The sequence below is a fragment of the Gammaproteobacteria bacterium genome (genome assembly GCA_009845905.1).
In the GTDB taxonomy this organism is placed as follows: Bacteria; Pseudomonadota; Gammaproteobacteria; order Steroidobacterales; family Foliamicaceae; genus Foliamicus.
In genome coordinates this window covers 95880-113860 of sequence record VXYS01000013.1, presented here as the reverse complement: position 1 = coordinate 113860, position 17981 = coordinate 95880, and the positions used below count along the sequence as shown (strand labels likewise).

General features: G+C 65.5%; 13 protein-coding genes and 1 pseudogene. 8 read left to right on the top strand and 6 right to left on the bottom strand.

The window, feature by feature from the left end:
• Nucleotides 1-4: 4 nt before the first annotated feature.
• The 4 genes and pseudogenes from meaB to scpA form a co-directional block, all read right to left on the bottom strand.
• Entirely contained in the window at nt 5-1231 is a 1227-nt protein-coding gene (meaB, locus tag F4036_12175; protein ID MYK38497.1) for a methylmalonyl Co-A mutase-associated GTPase MeaB, read from the bottom strand.
• Nucleotides 1228-3201: pseudogene (locus F4036_12170) on the bottom strand (acetyl/propionyl/methylcrotonyl-CoA carboxylase subunit alpha). The gene meaB and the pseudogene F4036_12170 overlap by 4 nt, the downstream one beginning before the upstream one ends.
• Nucleotides 3201-4724: an acyl-CoA carboxylase subunit beta gene (locus tag F4036_12165; protein ID MYK38496.1), complete on the bottom strand. Its 1524-nt coding sequence runs from the start codon at nt 4722-4724 to the stop codon at nt 3201-3203. The pseudogene F4036_12170 and the gene F4036_12165 overlap by 1 nt, the downstream one beginning before the upstream one ends.
• A gap of 14 nt (nt 4725-4738) precedes the next feature.
• Nucleotides 4739-6901 (bottom strand): methylmalonyl-CoA mutase, encoded by a 2163-nt coding sequence (gene scpA / locus F4036_12160; protein ID MYK38495.1) that lies wholly within the window; start codon nt 6899-6901, stop codon nt 4739-4741.
• A gap of 50 nt (nt 6902-6951) precedes the next feature.
• Here scpA and F4036_12155 point away from each other — a divergent pair, with 50 nt between their 5' ends.
• The 3 genes from F4036_12155 to F4036_12145 are packed head-to-tail and all read left to right on the top strand — an operon-like array spanning nt 6952 to nt 9917.
• Nucleotides 6952-7872 carry a 2-dehydropantoate 2-reductase gene (locus F4036_12155; protein ID MYK38494.1) on the top strand — a complete coding sequence of 307 codons (921 nt, stop codon included), beginning with the start codon at nt 6952-6954 and terminating at the stop codon, nt 7870-7872.
• 42 nt (nt 7873-7914) lie between these two features.
• A complete protein-coding gene (locus tag F4036_12150) occupies nt 7915-8163 on the top strand; it encodes a DUF4212 domain-containing protein (GenBank protein MYK38493.1) in 249 nt (82 codons plus the stop codon).
• Nucleotides 8163-9917, top strand: coding sequence for a cation acetate symporter (locus F4036_12145; GenBank protein MYK38492.1), 1755 nt, complete (start codon nt 8163-8165; stop codon nt 9915-9917). Before F4036_12150 ends, F4036_12145 begins: the two co-directional genes overlap by 1 nt.
• A 209-nt stretch (nt 9918-10126) precedes the next feature.
• Here the strand turns inward: F4036_12145 and F4036_12140 are convergent, their stop codons facing one another.
• Nucleotides 10127-11386, bottom strand: a complete 1260-nt coding sequence (locus F4036_12140) for a hypothetical protein (GenBank protein MYK38491.1) — start codon at nt 11384-11386, stop codon at nt 10127-10129.
• A gap of 169 nt (nt 11387-11555) precedes the next feature.
• Between F4036_12140 and F4036_12135 the strand changes: the two genes are divergently transcribed.
• From F4036_12135 to F4036_12125, 3 genes are all read left to right on the top strand, one after another.
• Nucleotides 11556-12845, top strand: a complete 1290-nt coding sequence (locus F4036_12135; GenBank protein ID MYK38490.1) for an NADP-dependent isocitrate dehydrogenase — start codon at nt 11556-11558, stop codon at nt 12843-12845.
• Nucleotides 12846-12918: 73 nt separating this feature from the next.
• Nucleotides 12919-13980 carry a hypothetical protein gene (locus F4036_12130; protein MYK38489.1) on the top strand — a complete coding sequence of 354 codons (1062 nt, stop codon included), beginning with the start codon at nt 12919-12921 and terminating at the stop codon, nt 13978-13980.
• A 16-nt stretch (nt 13981-13996) separates the two neighbouring features.
• Nucleotides 13997-15151 (top strand): PQQ-dependent sugar dehydrogenase, encoded by a 1155-nt coding sequence (locus F4036_12125; GenBank protein ID MYK38488.1) that lies wholly within the window; start codon nt 13997-13999, stop codon nt 15149-15151.
• Nucleotides 15152-15174: 23 nt separating this feature from the next.
• On the opposite strand, the gene F4036_12120 is transcribed toward F4036_12125, so the two are convergent.
• Nucleotides 15175-16083, bottom strand: a complete 909-nt coding sequence (locus tag F4036_12120; GenBank protein ID MYK38487.1) for a DUF1838 domain-containing protein — start codon at nt 16081-16083, stop codon at nt 15175-15177.
• A gap of 68 nt (nt 16084-16151) precedes the next feature.
• On the opposite strand from F4036_12120, the gene F4036_12115 reads away from it, so the two are divergent.
• Both F4036_12115 and F4036_12110 read left to right on the top strand, forming a co-directional pair.
• Complete coding sequence (locus F4036_12115; protein MYK38486.1) at nt 16152-16955, top strand: DUF1295 domain-containing protein; 804 nt, start codon at nt 16152-16154, stop codon at nt 16953-16955.
• Nucleotides 16956-16964: 9 nt separating this feature from the next.
• Nucleotides 16965-17966 (top strand): VWA domain-containing protein, encoded by a 1002-nt coding sequence (locus tag F4036_12110; GenBank protein ID MYK38485.1) that lies wholly within the window; start codon nt 16965-16967, stop codon nt 17964-17966.
• Nucleotides 17967-17981: the final 15 nt, after the last annotated feature.

The following is a 17981-nucleotide window of genomic DNA, read 5'->3' as shown; positions in this document are numbered from 1 at the left end:
GGGCTTAAACGGACTCAACACTAGCACGTTCCTCGAGCTCGATCAGCACGCCGAAACAGTCCTTGGGATGCAGGAACAGCACCGGCAGGCCATGCGCGCCGATGCTGGGTTCGCCGTCCCCCAGTATGCGCACGCCCTGCTCGCGCACCCGGTCGCGCGCCGCCAGGATGTCATCGACCTCGCAGCAGATATGGTGCATCCCGCCCGACGTCGCGCGCTTGAGAAATCCGCCGATCGGCGAGTCCTCGCCCAGCGGTTCCAGCAGCTCCAGCGCGGTGTTGGGCAACCGGACAAAGACGGTCGTGACGCCGTGCTCGGGCAGCGGCTTCGGTTCCGAAACCTCGGCGCCCAGCACATCGCGATAAAACGCGGCGGCCTGTTCCACGTCGGCCGTGGCCAGCGCCACGTGGTTCAGCCGGCCGATCGCGCCCGACGCATCGCGATCCGTTGCCTGCTCCGCCGCCTGCCTGTCCGGCGCCGAGTCGGCCAGATCGGCGATCCGTTCAGCGAGTTCGTCCAGGCCGGTCCCCTCCAGCGCCGAGCAACTGACCACCGCGTCGCGCCCCGCCGCGGGGACGGAACGCGCGTAGTCGGACGCCGTTGAGCGGGCCAGTTGACGCGTTTCGCCGTCAGCCTTGTTGACGACGATCAGGTCGGACAGCTCCCGGACCCCGCGCTTCATGCCCTGCAACTCGTCGCCCCCGCCGGGCGCCAGCACCAGCACGAGCACGTCCACCATATCGGCGACATCCGTGTCGGCCTGTCCCGAACCGGCCGTTTCGAGCACCACGTAGTCGAAGGGGCCACTGCCCAGCACGGCAAGGGCTTCGCGCGTTCGGCCGCCGAGGGCGCCGCTGCCGTCGCCTGTGGGCGAGGGCCGTATGAACACGCCGGCCTTGCGCGCCAGTTCGGCCATCCGCGTCTTGTCTCCCAGGATCGAGCCGCCGGTGCGCGCCGAGGTGGGATCGATGGCCAGTACGCACACGCGCTTGCCGGCCTCCACTAGGCGCAGGCCGAGTTGCTCGATCAGCGTGGACTTGCCGACCCCGGGCGGGCCCGTGATTCCGATTCGCCTGGCTGGACTGGACCCTGCCTGCAGCCGCTCGACAAGCTCGCGCGCCGCACTGCGGTCAACGTCCCGCTCCGACTCCACCAGGGTCAACGCCCGCGCCAGGCTGCGGCGATCGCCGGCCAGCACGCCGTCCGCCAGAGTTTCGATCCGTCCGCTCATTCGTAGCGCAGGATAAGCTGGTTGGACTCCAGGTTATCGCCGGGACTTACGGCGATTTGCCGGATGCGGCCGTCGCGGGGAGAGCGCAGGCTGTTTTCCATCTTCATCGCTTCGATGACCCCGATTTCCTGGCCGGTCTTCACTTCCTCGCCCTCCTCCACGCGCAGCTGGGTAAGCACGCCGGGCATCGGCGCGTTCAGAACGGTGACGCCCAGGTGCGCCGGCCGGGCCGCCATGCGGCCCTTCAGCCGGGCCGAACGCGGCGGCAGGTACACGAAATCACGCTTGGCGCCCGCATGCGAGACCGTGACGCGCAGTCCCTCGCGCTGGATGACGAAAAACAATTCGCCTCCCGTCAATCCGGAGCCCCTGGGCACGCGGACAGTGCACCGGACAATGGGCTCGAACGGGCGCCAGCCGCTCTCCAGCCGATACACCCGTCGTCCGAACCGGACGCTTGCACACCCGTTCTCCCACTTCCTTTTTAGCGGCATCTCCTCGCCATCGGAAAGGAGCACGGCCGGCGTCCACTCCCCGGGCATCAGGCGCGCGGCGCGATCCTGGGCCAGGACCGTCACGGCGCCCAGCAGTTGCGCCAGCGCAGCCGGACCATCGGCGCCTGGCCGGAAGCCTTCGGGATATTCCTCGGCGATGAAGGCCGTGGTCAGATCGCCCGCCGCGAACCGGGGATGGCGAGCCAGGGAAGCCAGGAAAAGAACATTCGTAGCCGGTCCTTCCACGGCGAAATTATCGAGCGCGGCGGCCAGCCGTGCGGCCGCCTGGTCCCGGTCGCGGCCGTAGACCACCAGCTTCGCGACCAGCGAATCGTAGTAGACCGAAGCCTCGTCGCCCTCTTCCACACCGGCATCCAGCCGCAACGCCAGGCCGGTCGAAGGAGGCAGCCAGCGAATCAGCCGGCCGGCGGCGGGCAAAAAGTCCCGCTCGGGATCTTCGGCGCAAATCCGGGCTTCCATGGACCAGCCGTTGAGTTCGACATCGTCCTGGGTGAAATCCAGCTCTTCCCCGGCGGCAATCCGCAGCATCCACTGAACCAGGTCGATGCCGGCGATCCACTCGGTGATCGGATGCTCCACCTGCAGCCGGGTGTTCATTTCCAGCAGGTGAAAGCTGCCCGACGCATCAACGACAAATTCGACGGTTCCGGCGGAGCGGTAGCCGATCGCCTTCGCCAGCGAAACGGCGGCCTGGCCCATCTCGGCGCGCATTTCCGGCGTCACGAAGGGCGATGGCGCCTCCTCGATGACTTTCTGGTAGCGGCGCTGAATCGAGCACTCGCGCTCTCCCAGATGCACGACCGAACCGTGGCCGTCGGCCAGAATCTGGACTTCGATGTGGCGCGGGCGCTCCAGGTATTTCTCGACGAAAACGCGCCCGTCGGCGAATGCCGCCTCGGCTTCCCGCACGGCCTGCTCGTAGCCCGCGCGGCACTCGGCTTCGTCGCGCGCGATCCGCATGCCGCGCCCGCCGCCGCCGGCCTGGGCCTTCAGCAATATCGGGTAGCCGATGTCTGCGGCCGCTTCGGCAGCGGCATCGGCGCTTTCCATGGCCTCGGCTCGGCCGGGAATCACGGGAACGCCCGCTTCGGCGGCAATGCGCTTGGCTTCCAGCTTGTCGCCCATCAGCCGGATCGCTTCCGCCGGAGGTCCGACGAAGGTGATGCCGGCTTCCTCCACCGCCGCGGCGAAACCGGAATTCTCAGACAGGAATCCGTAGCCGGGGTGCAGTGCGTCGGCGCCCGACTCCTTGCAGGCCGCAATGATCTTTTCCACGTCGAGATAGCTCTCGGCCGCGGTCAGGCCCCCTATGCAGACGGCCTCGTCGGCCGTGCGCGTGTGCAGGGCCTCGGAATCGGCATCGGAATAGACGGCGACGCTGCGTATGCCGAGTGCCTGCGCGCCCCGCATGATGCGGCAGGCGATCTCACCGCGGTTGGCGATCAGCAGCTTCTTCAAAGCGGGATGTTGCCGTGTTTGCGCCAGGGGTCCCTGATGCGCTTGTTGCGCAGCATGGCGAAGGAGCGGCACAGGTGCGCACGGGTCACGCTAGGCTCGATCACGTCGTCGATATAGCCGTGTCCCGCTGCGACGTACGGGTGGGCGAATTTGCGCCGGTATTCCTCGGTGCGGGCGGCGATCTTCTCCGCGTCGCCGATATCCTGGCGGAAGATGATCTCCACCGCGCCCTGCGGCCCCATCACGGCGATCTCGGCGCTGGGCCAGGCGAAATTGACGTCGCCGCGCAGGTGCTTGGATGACATCACGTCGTAGGCGCCGCCGTATGCCTTGCGCGTGATCACGGTGACCTTGGGCACGGTGGCTTCGGCGTAGGCGTAAAGCAGCTTGGCGCCGTGGCGGATGATGCCGCCGTATTCCTGCTGCGATCCCGGCATGAAGCCCGGCACGTCCACCAGCGTCAGCAGCGGAATCGAAAAAGCGTCGCAGAAGCGAACGAATCGCGCGCCCTTGACGGAAGCTTCGATGTCCAGGCAGCCGGCCAGGACCGCCGGCTGATTGGCCACCACGCCCACCGTTTCTCCGGCGATGCGCACGAAGCCGGTCACGATGTTGCGCGCGAAATCGGGCTGCATTTCGAAGAACTCGCTCTCGTCGGCCACCTTGTAGATCAGTTCCTTGATGTCGTACGGCTTGGCCGGATCGGTGGGCACAAGGCTGTTGAGCGAAGGCTCGGCCCGGTCTTCGGGGTCGTCGGTCGGTCTTGACGGGGCGCGCTCGCGGTTGCTGGACGGCAGGTAACCCATCAGCAGGCGCGCCATGCGCAGCGTCTCCACGTCGTCGTCGAAGGCCCGGTCGGCAACGCCGGAGCGGGAATTGTGCGTGTCCGCCCCGCCCAGCTCCTCGGCGGTTATTTCCTCGGCGGTGACCGTCTTCACCACGTCCGGCCCGGTCACGAACATGTACGAAGTGCCGCGCACCATGAAGATGAAATCGGTGATGGCCGGCGAATATACGGCGCCGCCGGCGCAGGGTCCCATCACCAGCGAGACCTGAGGGACCACGCCCGAAGCCAGCACGTTGCGCTGGAAAACGTCGGCATAGCCGCCCAGCGAGGCCACCCCCTCCTGGATCCGTGCGCCGCCGGAGTCGTTCAGGCCGATGATGGGCGCCCCCACCTTGATGGCCTGCTCCATCACCTTGCAGATCTTGCGGGCATTGGTCTCCGACAGCGAGCCGCCGAAGACGGTGAAATCCTGACTGAACACGAACACGAGGCGGCCGTTGATGCGCCCGTGCCCGGATATCACCCCGTCGCCGGGGATGCGTTGCTTGTCCATGCCGAAATCGGTGCTGCGGTGCTCGACGAAGGCGTCCCACTCCTCGAAGCTGTCGGCGTCGAGCAGCACCTCCAGGCGTTCGCGCGCCGTCAGCTTACCGCGTTCGTGCTGCCGCTTGACGCGCGCCTCGCCGCCGCCGGCGCGCGAGGCCGCGCGCATCTCCTCCAGCCGCTCGAGCATACGGGCACGCTCGCTCACTCTCCCTCTCCTTCCAGCAGCGCCAGCATGTCCGTTGCGGCGGCCGTAATGTTGGCGCCGGGCTCGAATATCAACGCCACCCCCGCATCCTCCAGCAGCTTGCGGTCCTGCCTGGGAATGATTCCGCCGATCACCACCCGCACATCCTCCGCGCCCTCGGCGCGCAGCGCCTCGATCATGCGCGGCGCCAGCTCCCGGTGCCCCGCCGCCTGCGACGAAATGCCCACCAGGTGCACGTCGTTCTCGACCGCTTGCCGCGCGACCTCTTCGGGGGTCTGAAACAGCGGCCCGATGTCCACGTCGAAACCCAGGTCGGCCAGTGCCGAGGCGACGACCCGGGCGCCGCGATCGTGCCCGTCCTGGCCGAGCTTGGCCACGAGGATCCGGGGCCTGCGTCCTTCCCGTTTCCCGAACTCGCGCACGCGCTGCTGCAGGGCGGCGAATTCCTCATCGCCTTCGTAGGCCTGCGAATACACGCCGCTCACGGTTTGCGCGACGGCCCGGTGCCGGCCGAACACCTCTTCCATCGCAAGCGAGATCTCCCCGACGGTGGCCCGGCGGCGGGTCGCTTCCAGAGCGGGAGCAATGAGATCGGTCCCGTCGCGCGAAGCCGCCTCCCGCAACGCGGCAAGCGCAGTCCGGCAGGCCTGCTCGTCGCGCTGCGACCGGACCTCGGCGATCCGTCGCAACTGGCTTTCCCGCACCTTGCGATTATCGATATCAAGCAGTTCAACCTCGGCTTCGTCGGCAACCCGGTACCGGTTCACCCCCACCACCACGTCCTCGCCGCGCTCCATCCGGGCCTGGCGGCGCGCGGCCGCCTCCTCGATGCGCAGCTTGGGAACCCCGGCCTCGATCGCGCGCGTCATGCCGCCCAGGTTCTCCACTTCGCGGATCAGTTCGCGGGCCCCCGCCGCCAGGGAGGCGGTAAGACTCTCCACATAGTACGAACCTCCCAGCGGGTCCGCAACGCGGGTCACGCCGGTTTCCTCGCGCAGCACGAGTTGCGTGTTGCGCGCGATGTGCGCGGAATGATCGCTCGGCAACGCGAGGGCCTCGTCGAAGCTGTTGGTGTGCAGCGACTGCGTGCCGCCCAGTACCGCTGCCAGCGCCTCGACCGTCGTGCGAATCACGTTGTTGTACGGATCCTGGCTGGTAAGGCTTACGCCGGAGGTCTGACAGTGCGTACGCAGCATTAGCGAGCGGGGATTGCCCGGGGCGAACCGCTCCTGCATCAGCTCCGCCCACAACAGCCGCGCGGCCCGCAATTTGGCCGCCTCCATGAAGAAGTTCATGCCGATGCCGAAGAAGAAGCTCAGCCGTGGAGCGAAGTCGTCCACGTCGAGTCCGGCGCTCATGGCCGCGCGGACGTACTCGAGGCCGTCGGCCAGCGTATAGCCCAGTTCCTGAACCGCCGTGGCGCCCGCTTCCAGCATGTGGTACCCGGAAATCGATATGGGATTGAAACGCGGCATGTTGCGGGCGCTGAACGCGATGATGTCGCCCACGATCCGCATGGAGGGGTCCGGCGGATAGATGTAGGTATTGCGGACCATGAACTCCTTGAGAATGTCGTTCTGCATGGTGCCCGAAAGGTCCTCGAGACGGGCCCCCTGCTCTTCCGCCGCCACGATGTACATGGCCATGACCGGCAGCACCGCCCCGTTCATGGTCATGGACACCGACATCTCCTTGAGCGAAATGCCGTCGAACAGGCGCTTCATGTCCTCGACGGTATCGATGGCCACCCCGGCCTTGCCCACATCGCCCAGGGCGCGCGGATGGTCCGAGTCGTAGCCGCGGTGCGTGGGCAGGTCGAAGGCGACGCTCAGGCCCGTCTGACCGGCGGCGATATTGCGCCGGTAGAACGCGTTGGACTCCTCGGCGGTGGAAAATCCCGCGTACTGGCGAACGGTCCAGGGCCGGCCGGCATACATCGTGGCGCGCGGCCCGCGCACGTACGGCGGCGCGCCGGGCAGGCTGCGGATGTGGCCAAGGCCCTCAAGGTCCTTGATCGTGTACAGCGGCTTGACCGGGATCCCTTCCGGCGTGTCCCAGATCAGGCCCGCGGCGTCGGCGCCCTTGAGCTCCTTTTTGGCTCGGGCCGCCCAATCCGGCGGCAAGCTGGAGAGTGATCCGTTCGCTTGGCCCTTTTTCATTGGGGATCAGGGAGTTTTGAATCTGCGCAAAAACGGGCAGTATAGCCCGCATGCGCCTTGCAATCATCGGAGTGGGCGGCGTCGGCGGCAGCCTCGGAGCGGCCCTTTTGCGGGCCGGCCACGACGTCCTGTTTGTCGCGCGCGGCGAGAACGCCCGCGCCCTTGCCGAACGCGGACTGACCGTGAAACACGAGCGTTCGCCCTTTCGCGCCGAGAGGATCAATGTGACCTCGAATCCCGATGGGCAGGCTCCCGCCGAGGCGGTCCTGCTTTGCGTGAAGCGCTACGACCTGATCGATGCAATCGAAACCCACGCGAAATGGCTCGCTTCATGCGAGAGCGTCGTCACGCTGCAAAACGGACTGGACGCGCAGGAAACCGCCGCGGCGCTTTTGCCCCCGGACAGGGTGTTGGGCGGGACCGTGCAGGTGGTCGCCAAGCTGCTGGAACCCGGCGTCATCCTGCGCGAAGGCGAAACGCTCGACATCAATCTCGCGGAACCCTCGGGCGGAGTGAGCGAACGGCTGCGCAGCCTGGAGGACGCGCTGGCGCCGACGGGCATTGCGGCCGAAATTCACCGCAACATGAAAACCATGCTGTGGCTCAAATTCCTGATGGTCGCCTGTTCAAGCTCGATCAACGTGGCGATGCGCAGCGGTTTCGACGCGATGGCAGACAATCCGGCGATGCCGTGGCTTCTGGAGATCGCCCAGCAGGAGGCGCTGGCCGTGGCGCGCGCGCTTGAGGTCCCCCTGCCCCACAACATCGAGGCGCAGACCCGCGCCACGCTGAGAAACGTCTTTGCTCACGGCGGCAAGGCATCTCTGCTGACCGATCTCGAGCGCGGCCGCCCGCTGGAGATCGAGTGGCTGTCCGGCGCCATCCACCGCATGGGCGAGCAAACCGGCGTTCCCACGCCCCTCCATACCGCCATCTACCGGGAGCTATTGCCGCTCGCGGATGGTGCTTGAGGCACCGGTACACTAGCGGGCCTGCGTAGACGGGGCGAAGGAATGAGGAAGCTGTCCTACTGGGGCGAGAACATCCGGTTGATCGCGATCCTGCTGGCGGTCTGGTTCGCCATATCGTTCGGCTGCGGCGTACTGCTGGTGGACGTACTCAACCGGTTCACGCTGGGCGGATTCCAGCTCGGTTTCTGGTTCGCGCAGCAGGGCAGCATGTACGGCTTCCTCGTGCTGATCTTCGTCTATGTGATCCTGATGGGGCGCATCGACAAGAAGCACCGGGTGAGCGAAGACTGATGGAACTCCAGACGCTCACCTACATCGTCGTCGGGCTGTCCTTCGCGCTGTATATCGGCATCGCTTTCTGGTCGAAGGCGCGCACCACCGGCGACTTCTACGTGGCCGGCAAGCACGTGCACCCGGTGGCCAACGGCATGGCCACGGCGGCCGACTGGATGTCGGCGGCTTCGTTCATTTCAATGGCCGGTCTGATTGCGTTTCTGGGTTACGACAGCTCCGTTTACCTGATGGGCTGGACCGGCGGTTACGTGCTGCTGGCATTGCTGCTGGCGCCCTACCTGCGCCGCTTCGGCAAGTTCACGGTGCCGGAATTCATCGGAGAGCGCTATTACTCCGACGCCGCCCGCGTGGTGGCCGTGATCTGCCTGATCGTGATCTCCTTTACCTACGTGGCCGGGCAGATGCGCGGTGTGGGCATCGTGTTCTCGCGCTTTCTGAACGTGGACATCAGCGTCGGGCTGGCGGTGGGCATGGGCGTCGTGTTCCTGTACGCGGTGCTTGGCGGGATGAAAGGCATCACTTACACCCAGGTCGCGCAGTACTGCGTGCTGATCTTCGCCTACACGGTGCCGGCCGTGTTCATTTCGCTGCAGGTGACGGGGGTGGCGGTTCCGCAGGTCGCGTTCGGCGGCGAGGTGCTCGACGGGGGCGGACGCCTGCTGGCCAACCTGGACCGGATCGTGACCGATCTCGGCTTTACGGCCTTCACCGGCGGCTCGAAGAGTACCGTGGACATATTCTTCATCACGCTGGCGCTGATGATCGGCACGGCGGGGCTGCCGCACGTGCTGGTGCGCTTCTTCACCGTGCCCAAGGTGCGTCACGCCCGGGTCTCGGCCGGCTACGCCCTGCTGTTCATCGCGATCCTCTACACCACCGCCCCGGCGGTGGGCGCGCTGGCCCGTCTCAACCTCACGACCACGATCCAGACCGGTCCGGTATTCGAGGAAACCGCGAACCTGCGCTACGAGGACCGACCCGGCTGGTTCCGGACCTGGGAGGACACGAGGCTGCTGCGCTTCAAGGACCTGAACGGCGACGGACGCATCCAGTATTACAACGACGCCAACCCGGAGTTCGCCGAACGCGCCGAGGCGCAGGGCTGGCGGGGCAACGAGCTGACGGTGGACCGGGACATCATCGTGCTGGCCAACCCCGAAATCGCCGGCCTGCCGAACTGGGTGATCGCGCTGGTTGCGGCCGGCGGCATCGCCGCAGCGCTGTCCACGGCCGCGGGCCTGCTGCTGGTCATATCGGCCGCGGTATCGCACGACCTGATCAAGAGCGTGTTCGCACGCAACATCTCCGACCGCGCCGAACTACGCGCGGGCCGGATCAGCGCCGGCGTTGCCGTGCTGCTGGCCGGCTACCTGGGCTTCAACCCGCCCGGATTCGTGGCCGAGGTGGTCGCGCTGGCCTTCGGCCTGGCTGCCGCATCGCTTTTCCCCGCCATCCTGCTGGGCATTCTCTCGATGCGCGTCAACAAGCAGGGAGCGATTGCCGGCATGCTGTCGGGCCTGATTTTCACGATGGGCTACATCATCTGGTTCAAGGGCGTATTCGTGGAGCCGTTTGCCGCGAACGTGCCCGGGAACTGGCTGTTCGGAATTTCACCCGAGGGCATCGGCGCCATCGGCGCGGCGATCAACCTGGCCGTTACCCTTGCAGTCAGCGCGCTGACCCCGGCGCCCCCGGCGCCCGTCCAGGCCCTGGTACGCCGCATCCGCGTGCCGTCAGGCAGCGGCGACTAAAGGCGCGCCAGCCAAAGCCGTTCGTTCGTCCCCCTCCTCGTAGGAGCGTTGGAGCAGGAAAGCGAGAATCGAGCCATGGATGGCGTCTCCAACGAGGAGGGGGACGAACGAAGGGCGAGTAAGCGCAGACAGCGAGAATCGAGCCAGGATGGCGTCTCCAACGGGGAGTGGGGCGAACGAAGGGCGAGGAAGCAGGAGAAGACTCCCGGCTACCAACGCCAGTCGAACATCAACCACGCCTTGGTCGTGTCCGTGGCGAATTCATCCGCCGAATAGCTGGAGATCTTGAACAGGAGCGACAGGTTGTCCCGCACGGGATAGGTAATCGAAAGGCCCAGTTCCTGTCCGTAGTCGGCGCCGCCGGAATCCGCCCTAAAGTCGTGAAAAACACCCGTGACCGTGGCGCCGCCCACCTTGCCGGTCACGCTGAACCAGGTGTCACGCACACCCGTAACCGGTGCAATCAGAAACTTGTCCGTCCATCCCTGAAACTTGTGCAGCGTGGCGGCCGGAAAACGGAACTGCGCGGCGCCATCGTCGCTCCCGACCACCTCATGGGCCACCGTGATGCTCACGCCCTCCAGCCGGATATCGCCCTGTATCAGGTAGTGCATGGCGTCGTACGACACCGGATTGTCGCCGTAGTCGCTCTGGTTGGAGACCGCGGCGGTAATCGTCAGCGGATCGAACGCCCCGACGTACTCCAGCCCGTACGTGCTGTTGGCGTTGGCGGGGCCATTGTCGTTTTCCAGGTCCCACAGATAGGCATATCCCGCCAGCGTGTGTCCCGGCGCGGTCTCCATCGACGCGCGCAAGGCATGCGAATTGCCGTACCAGTCACCCGGCTGAGCGCCGTCATCCGGCCCGAAGATTCGATTGATGTTATGCACGTAGGCGTAGTCGAGGTTGAGGGCCCCGGCGGCGCTCTGGATGCGCACGCCATCGTAGGTCTGCTCATTGTTGCGGTAGGCCACGCCGCCCATGAAGCGCTGCGTGCCATGATTGATCCGCTGCCGTCCCACCGTTACGGTGAAATCGTTCTCCTCCAACTTCAGAAACGCCTGGTTCAGGTCGAAACCGTCCGGATCGGCGACGACCGGATATGCCGTTTTGCCGTTGGTGGTCGAATTGAAGTCCTCGATGCCCAGTATCAGCGAATAATCCGTCTCGACGCCAAAGGAAAGGGAACCGGACTTCGCCGAATTCCAGGTCAGGCGGGCGCGGGCCGTGGACGCCAGCGCGTCCTCGTCGATCCCGTCCTGCGAAACGGTCTCAAGCCGGTAGCGAAAACCCAGCGCGGTCTCCCCGCCCGCCACCGCCTCGCCGATTTCAAACGCTCCGGAGGCCGGCGGTATCAGGAAGGCAAAGGAAGCGGCGAACGCAAAAGGAAGGAAGGCCGGGCGGCGGAGAGTCCGTCCTCCCCGTGATCTCACGCGCCCCCGGGTGTGTTTCAGGCTAGCAGCCCGCATAGGTCACCAAGAAACTTGCGAATATTGGCTGCGAAGTGTACAGCCTATTGGTCCCGTGAACATCCCGGGGCCGGCCGCGCCCGCCGAAAAACCGCCGGCCATGGTTGCCGTTGCCGGGCGTGGTGCGGATAATGCCCGCGCAACAGACACAGCAGGAAGGAAAAGCGGAATGCAAATCCCGGAACAAGGCGAAAAGATCACAATGAACGGCGCGGGGCTCGACGTGCCGGACCGTCCCATCATTCCATTCATCCGCGGGGACGGCACCGGACGCGATATCTGGCGGGCCACGGAACGGGTGCTGGACGCCGCGGTTTCCGCCGCCTACGGCGGGCAGCGGCAGCTCATGTGGATGGAAACCTACGCGGGCGAGGCCGCCTGGGAAAAGTTCGATTCCTGGCTCCCCGACGAAACCATCGAAGCCTTCCGCGAATACCGGGTCGCGATCAAGGGGCCGCTGACAACGCCGGTGGGCGGCGGGATCCGGTCGCTGAACGTGGCCATCCGCCAGATTCTCGACCTCTACGTTTGCCTGAGGCCGGTGCGCTGGTTCGAGGGCGTGCCCTCCCCGGTGCGCGACCCGGGCGCGGTGGACATGGTGATCTTTCGCGAGAACACCGAGGACATTTACGCGGGCGCCGAATTCGAGGAAGGAGAAGAGGACACGCAGCGATTTCTCTCGCTGATGCGGGAACATTTCCCCGAGCGGTACGCGAAGGTGCGTTTCCCCGATTCCTCCGGCGTTGGCCTGAAGCCCGTTTCGCGCGAAGGCTCGCAACGCCTGATGCGCGCGGCGCTGGACTACGCGCTGGCGCAAAAGCGCAGCAGCGTGACCCTCGTGCACAAGGGCAACATCATGAAGTACACCGAGGGCGCGTTCCGCAACTGGGCCTACGACCTGGCCGAGAACGGCTACGGCGACAGCTTCTACACCTGGAGGCAGTGGGACCGGACCAAGGAGAAACACGGGGAACAGGCGGCGAACGCGGAGCAGAAGAAGGCCATTGACGGCGGCGCGATCCTGGTGAAGGACGCGATCGCCGACATCGCGCTTCAGCAGGTGCTGACCCGGGCCCACAGCTTCGACGTGATCGCCACGACCAACCTCAACGGCGACTACCTGTCCGATGCGCTCGCCGCTCAGGTCGGCGGCATCGGCATCGCTCCGGGCGGCAACATCAATGGCGACACCGGCCACGCCGTGTTCGAAGCCACCCACGGCACGGCGCCCAAGTACGCGGACAAGGACATGGTCAACCCGGGCTCGCTCATTCTTTCCGGGGAAATGATGCTGCGGCATCTCGGCTGGAACGAGGCCGCCGACAAGATCATCGCCGCGATGAACGCGGTGATCGCCGACCGCACCGTCACCTACGACTTCCACCGGCTGATGGAAGGCGCAACCAAGGTCAAGTGCAGCGAGTTCGGGGACCTGCTGATCGCCAGGATGCAGGACTGAGGCGGCGCCGGGCAAGAGTGATATGCTTTTGAGCCCGTTCGTGGCTTAAGGCTTTATTCAGAGGAGTTTAGACATGAACCCCAGAAACATGCGCATCCTTCCCGTTCTCCTTGGCGCGCTGCTTGTTTTCGGCGTGGCCCAGACGCAGGAGATGGACCACGAGGAGATGGACCACCAGGGAATGGACCATGAAGGAATGGACCATTCCGGACATCACGACATGACCCAGGAGGAGTACGACCTGCTGCGGGCAAAGATCGTCACCTACCGTAATTACACCAACGAGCAGATCATGGACAACATGATGCAAATGCCGCCCACGCACGAGCGCTATATCAGCGATACGGAACTGAGGGGCGATCTGGGCATCATCGTTCTGACACATGGCGCTTTCGAGCCGGGCGACACCTACTTCGCCAATTCGCTGACCGGGCTTGCCAGGCAACATCCCGTTGCAATCGGCTACGGGATGGCGATGATGAACGGCAATCACATCCAGTCGGCGATCGATCAGCTGGAGGCTGCCGGGGCCCGGAAGATCGTGGTCGTGCCCGCGGCGCTCTCGCCCATGGGAACCGTCTATGAGCAGTGGGCCTATTACGTCGGCGAGCGCGAAGAGGCCGCCTACCTGCCTGCGCCAAGGGTGACCTCCAACGTGGCCCTGACTTTTGCCGCTCCGTTGGCCGAGCATCCCATGGCCGCCGGGATGTTGCTCGATCACGCGAAGGAAATCAGCCAGAACCCCGAGAAAGAATTCCTGCTGATCGTCGGCCACGGCCCCGGCGATCCGGCGGACAATGCGATCGAACTGGAGATGCTTGAGAAACACGTCGAGAGCGTGAAGGCCGAAGGCGGTTTCGCAGACGTCAAGGGATACAACTTCCAGGACGATGCCCCGGACGAGATTCGCTCTGCGAACGTGGATACCATGCGGGGCTGGATCGAGGAAGCCAGCGCCGCCGGGCTCGACGTGATCATGGTGGGCTATCTGCTTTCCACCCGCGGCATCCAGCACAAGATCCCGGTCGATTTCGAGGGCCTTGAATTCACTTTCAACGAAAAAGGCCTGTCCGCCCATCCCGACTTTGCGAAATGGGTCGAGGCCAACGCGCTCGAAACCGCCGGCCAATCCTGACCGGAGTCGCTCCCGCATGCTGCCGCGCGCCGCACTCGCACTCCTAGCGGTTGCTGCGCTGTGCGCTCAGGCGCAGGCTGAGGTTTACGACTCCGAAGAGCATCGCTTCCGTGTGGTCACGGTGGTGGAGGGCGTGAAGCATCCCTGGAGCATCGCTTTTCTGCCGGACGGCGACATGCTCTTCACCCAGCGCACCGGCGAATTGCGCCTGGTGCGCGACGGCAGGCTGCTGGAGCAGCCGCTCGCCGGCGTCCCCGACGCCCTGGTCCAGGGCCAGGGCGGGCTTCAGGAAGTCGCGGTGCATCCGGACTTCGAGGCCAATCGCATCGTCTATCTGAGTTACTCCAAGGCCGAAGACGATCGCAACACCACCGCATTAGTTCGCGCCCGGCTGGACGGAGACCGTCTCCAAGAAGTCGAGGAAATCTTCGAGGCTTACGCCTGGAGCGCCGCCCCGGGACATTACGGCGCAAAGATCGCCTTCGACGCCAACGGGCACCTGTTCATGTCCGTCGGCGATCGAATGGAAATGCCCCGGGACAACCTGGAAAGCCATGGCGCACAGTTGCTCGGCAGCCACGCGGGCGCCATTTTGAGGCTCAGGGAAGACGGCTCCGTGCCCGATGACAATCCCTTTGCGGGCCATGCCGGCGCATTGCCGGAGATCTGGAGCTATGGTCACCGCAATCCCCAGGGTCTGCACTATCACCCGGCGACCGGACGACTCTGGTCAACCGAGCATGGACCTCAGGGCGGCGACGAACTCAACCTGATCCTGCCGGGCCTGAATTACGGCTGGCCGGTGATCGGCTTCGGCGTGAACTATGTCACCGGAACGCCCATTCATGCCTCCAGCGAGCGCGAAGGCATGGAGCAGCCCGCGACCTACTGGACCCCGTCCATCGGCGCTTCCGGCCTGATCGTGTACGAAGGCGATGCCTTCCCGCGCTGGCGCGGCGATCTGTTCGCCGGGGGGCTGGCCCGCACGCATCGGCAGCTGTCGCGCATCCGCACGGACGACGAAGGCCGCGTCGTGGCCCGCGAACCGCTGCTTAAGGACGTCTACCGGCTGCGCGACGTCCGCCAGGGGCCGGACGGCTTCATCTACCTGGCCACCGACGACCGCGGCGGCCAACTCACGGACATCGTGCGGCTCGAACCGGCGGCCTGAGCCCTCCAGGGCGTGTTGACGCCCTAATCTTCCCGCGCCTCCATCACCTTCTTGAAGTAGGTCCAGCTCGTTTCATTGGGCCGGTTGTCGTCCATCGGCGGCGCATGCCGGTACAGCGGGAAGTGCTCCTCGATAACGGCCCGGAAATCGGCCGGAACGTTTTCGTAATCGCCCACCTTTTTGCCACCGGCGTGGAAGTACATCTTGCCGGTGCGCGAGCCCATCTCCATCCACGGCAGCCATTGCGCAAGCCGCACCCAGCCCACGAACAGCGTCGCCGAATCGCTGTCGGCATCCAGCAGGTCGTCCAGCTTGCCCTTGAAGTTGAACATTTCCGTGGCGTGATACGTGCCGCCCACGTATTTCTGATAGTCGCCCCCCAGCGGGTTGGGGTAGAACAGCGGCACCGCCGCGGACCACCACCAGTCGTTCCCCTGCGTCGTCAGGGGCAACGGGTACTCGGAACCGTTGCGAGTAAGCGGATGCTGGGCCGGCTGATTGACGGGGTCGTTGGCGACGTGCAGGACTTCCACCGTCTCGCCGGTGTAGGGGTTGTCCCAGGTGTGCAGCATTTCACCCGTCTCGATGTCCTGGTAAACGAGAATCTCCCTTGAGATCAGGCGAAAGCCGTCGCCCCGTTCGTCGTTGGGCACGCTGGCGCAACGGCGCACGTTGATGCCCTCCACGCGGAACAATCGGATGTCCGGCTGCCCGGCCACATGGCCGTAAGCGGTGCCGGTCCACCAGAAAAACGACTCCTTGTCGTCGATCAACGAGCATTGCATTTTCCGGTAGGCGGCCAAGCGCCCCTCGGCCGTGTCCAGACTGGCGGAGGCGTAGGCCATGTCGGCCAGCAGTAAACCGACCAGCAGTAAACCGGACAGCAGTAAACCGGCGAGCACCGACGCGCAGAGTCGTCCAATCAATTTCATGAAATTCTCCCGTGAACCAACACTGTTTCCGCCGCGGGGCCGCGGCGGCGGCTGTATAGAATAACCGCATGGACTTCTCCGTGACCGGCATTCTGTTCGGAAACCTCGCGCTCATACTGGGCATCATGGCGGCGCTGTGGCTGATCAGCCTGCCGCTGCGCGACACCAGCATCGTCGATCTCTTCTGGGGCCTGGGCTTTGCCGTCATCGCGCTGGCGACGCTCTGGCGCACGGGCGGCATTTCGCCCCGGGCCTGGCTGCTTGCCCTGCTGACTACCGCCTGGTCGCTGCGCTACAGCTGGCATCTGTGGCGGCGCAACATCGGGCACGGGGAGGATTACCGCTACGCCTCCATGCGCGAGAGGACCGAGGCCGCGGGCCGTTCCTGGAACCTGCGCAGCCTCTATGTCGTGTTCCTGCTCCAGGGTGCGATCCTCTGGCTCGTTTCGCTTCCCGTCCAGCTCGGCCAGTCGTACGCGGCGCCGGTCACGCTGGGCTGGGTGGCGCTGGCGGGGGTCGCGGTCTGGATCGTGGGCGTGCTGTTCGAAACCATAGGGGATGCGCAACTGAAGCGCTTCCGGGCCGATCCGGAGAACCGCGGCAAGGTCCTGGACACCGGGCTGTGGCGTTACACCCGCCACCCGAACTATTTCGGCAACGCCTGCTTGTGGTGGGGCATCTGGCTGGTGGCCGCGGAGGTGGACGCCGCCGCGTGGACCTTCTTCAGCCCGGCGCTGATGACCTGGGCACTGCTTAAGTTCTCCGGCGTCCCCATACTCGAGAAGCACCTGGCTTCCACGCGTCCCGGCTACGCGGACTACATCAAGCGCACCAGCATGTTCTTCCCGCTGCCGCCGAAGAAGGCGGACTAGGGCGCGCTCATGGCGGGCAAGCGGTTCAAGCGCGAGGAACAGGGGCTGAACCTGTCGTTCCTGGACGTCGTCTGCTGCGGCTTCGGGGCCGTCATCCTGCTGCTGGTCGTGACCAAGATCCACGAGCCGGTCATCATCGAGCGCAGCCGCGAGGAGCTCGAGGGGCTGATCCTGATGCTGGAGCGGGAGCTGTTCGAAATCCGCGGCGAAACCACGGTGCTGAAGCGCGACCTGGAGCCGCTGCGCTCCGAGACCGCCGAAAGCGTGCGGCGCGTGAGCCTGACCCGGCGCGAGGTGGAGGCGGCCGAAGAGCGCCACTTCGCCGCCAAGGAGACCGCATCGGAGGGCAGCGACGAGGCCGGACAGCTGCTCGCCGCACGCCAGGAACTCACCGAGGAAATGGAGCGCCTGCTGGCCGACTACCGCCCGGCCCCCAACGACACGACGGTGGGCGGAATTCCGGTCGACAGCGAATACATCATCTTCGTGATCGACACCTCGGGCAGCATGGTGGGCAACGCCTGGCCGGCGGTGCAGCGGCTGGTGGCGGAGACGCTGCGGGTCTATCCCACGGTGAAAGGCATCCAGGTGCTCAACGACGAGGGGCAATACCTGTTCTCCTCGTTTGCGCGCCGGTGGATTCCCGATTCCGCGTCGCGCCGCCAATCGATAATTCGCGCCATCGCCAACTGGCAGGCCTTTTCCGACTCCAATCCCGCCGAAGGAATCGTCGAGGCTATTACCACCTTCTACGACGAGAGCAGGAAGGTGAGCATCTACGTGTTCGGCGACGACTTTTCGCAGGGCTCGGCCGAATCGCTGGTGCGCTACGTGGCCCGGATCAACGAGGCCGACCGTTTCGGAAACTGCCTGGTGCGCATCCACGCGGTGGGTTTCCCCGTTCTCCTGCGCGGCGGCGCCTTCGGCCAGGCCAGCCGCTTCGCCAACCTGATGCGGGTGCTCTGCGAGCGCAACTGCGGCACCTTCGTCGCTCGCTCCAACTACAGCTAGCCTTTTACCGCGTGC

Coding starts and splice junctions, on each gene's coding strand:
- meaB (MYK38497.1), bottom strand. CDS start 1,231: ATGAGCGGACGGATCGAAACTCTGGCGGACGGCGTGCTGGCCGGCGAT.
- F4036_12150 (MYK38493.1), top strand. CDS start 7,915: ATGAGGAAGCTGTCCTACTGGGGCGAGAACATCCGGTTGATCGCGATC.
- F4036_12125 (MYK38488.1), top strand. CDS start 13,997: ATGCTGCCGCGCGCCGCACTCGCACTCCTAGCGGTTGCTGCGCTGTGC.
- scpA (MYK38495.1), bottom strand. CDS start 6,901: ATGAAAAAGGGCCAAGCGAACGGATCACTCTCCAGCTTGCCGCCGGAT.
- F4036_12145 (MYK38492.1), top strand. CDS start 8,163: ATGGAACTCCAGACGCTCACCTACATCGTCGTCGGGCTGTCCTTCGCG.
- F4036_12140 (MYK38491.1), bottom strand. CDS start 11,386: ATGCGGGCTGCTAGCCTGAAACACACCCGGGGGCGCGTGAGATCACGG.
- F4036_12155 (MYK38494.1), top strand. CDS start 6,952: ATGCGCCTTGCAATCATCGGAGTGGGCGGCGTCGGCGGCAGCCTCGGA.
- F4036_12130 (MYK38489.1), top strand. CDS start 12,919: ATGAACCCCAGAAACATGCGCATCCTTCCCGTTCTCCTTGGCGCGCTG.
- F4036_12165 (MYK38496.1), bottom strand. CDS start 4,724: ATGCTCGAGCGGCTGGAGGAGATGCGCGCGGCCTCGCGCGCCGGCGGC.
- F4036_12110 (MYK38485.1), top strand. CDS start 16,965: ATGGCGGGCAAGCGGTTCAAGCGCGAGGAACAGGGGCTGAACCTGTCG.
- F4036_12135 (MYK38490.1), top strand. CDS start 11,556: ATGCAAATCCCGGAACAAGGCGAAAAGATCACAATGAACGGCGCGGGG.
- F4036_12115 (MYK38486.1), top strand. CDS start 16,152: ATGGACTTCTCCGTGACCGGCATTCTGTTCGGAAACCTCGCGCTCATA.
- F4036_12120 (MYK38487.1), bottom strand. CDS start 16,083: ATGAAATTGATTGGACGACTCTGCGCGTCGGTGCTCGCCGGTTTACTG.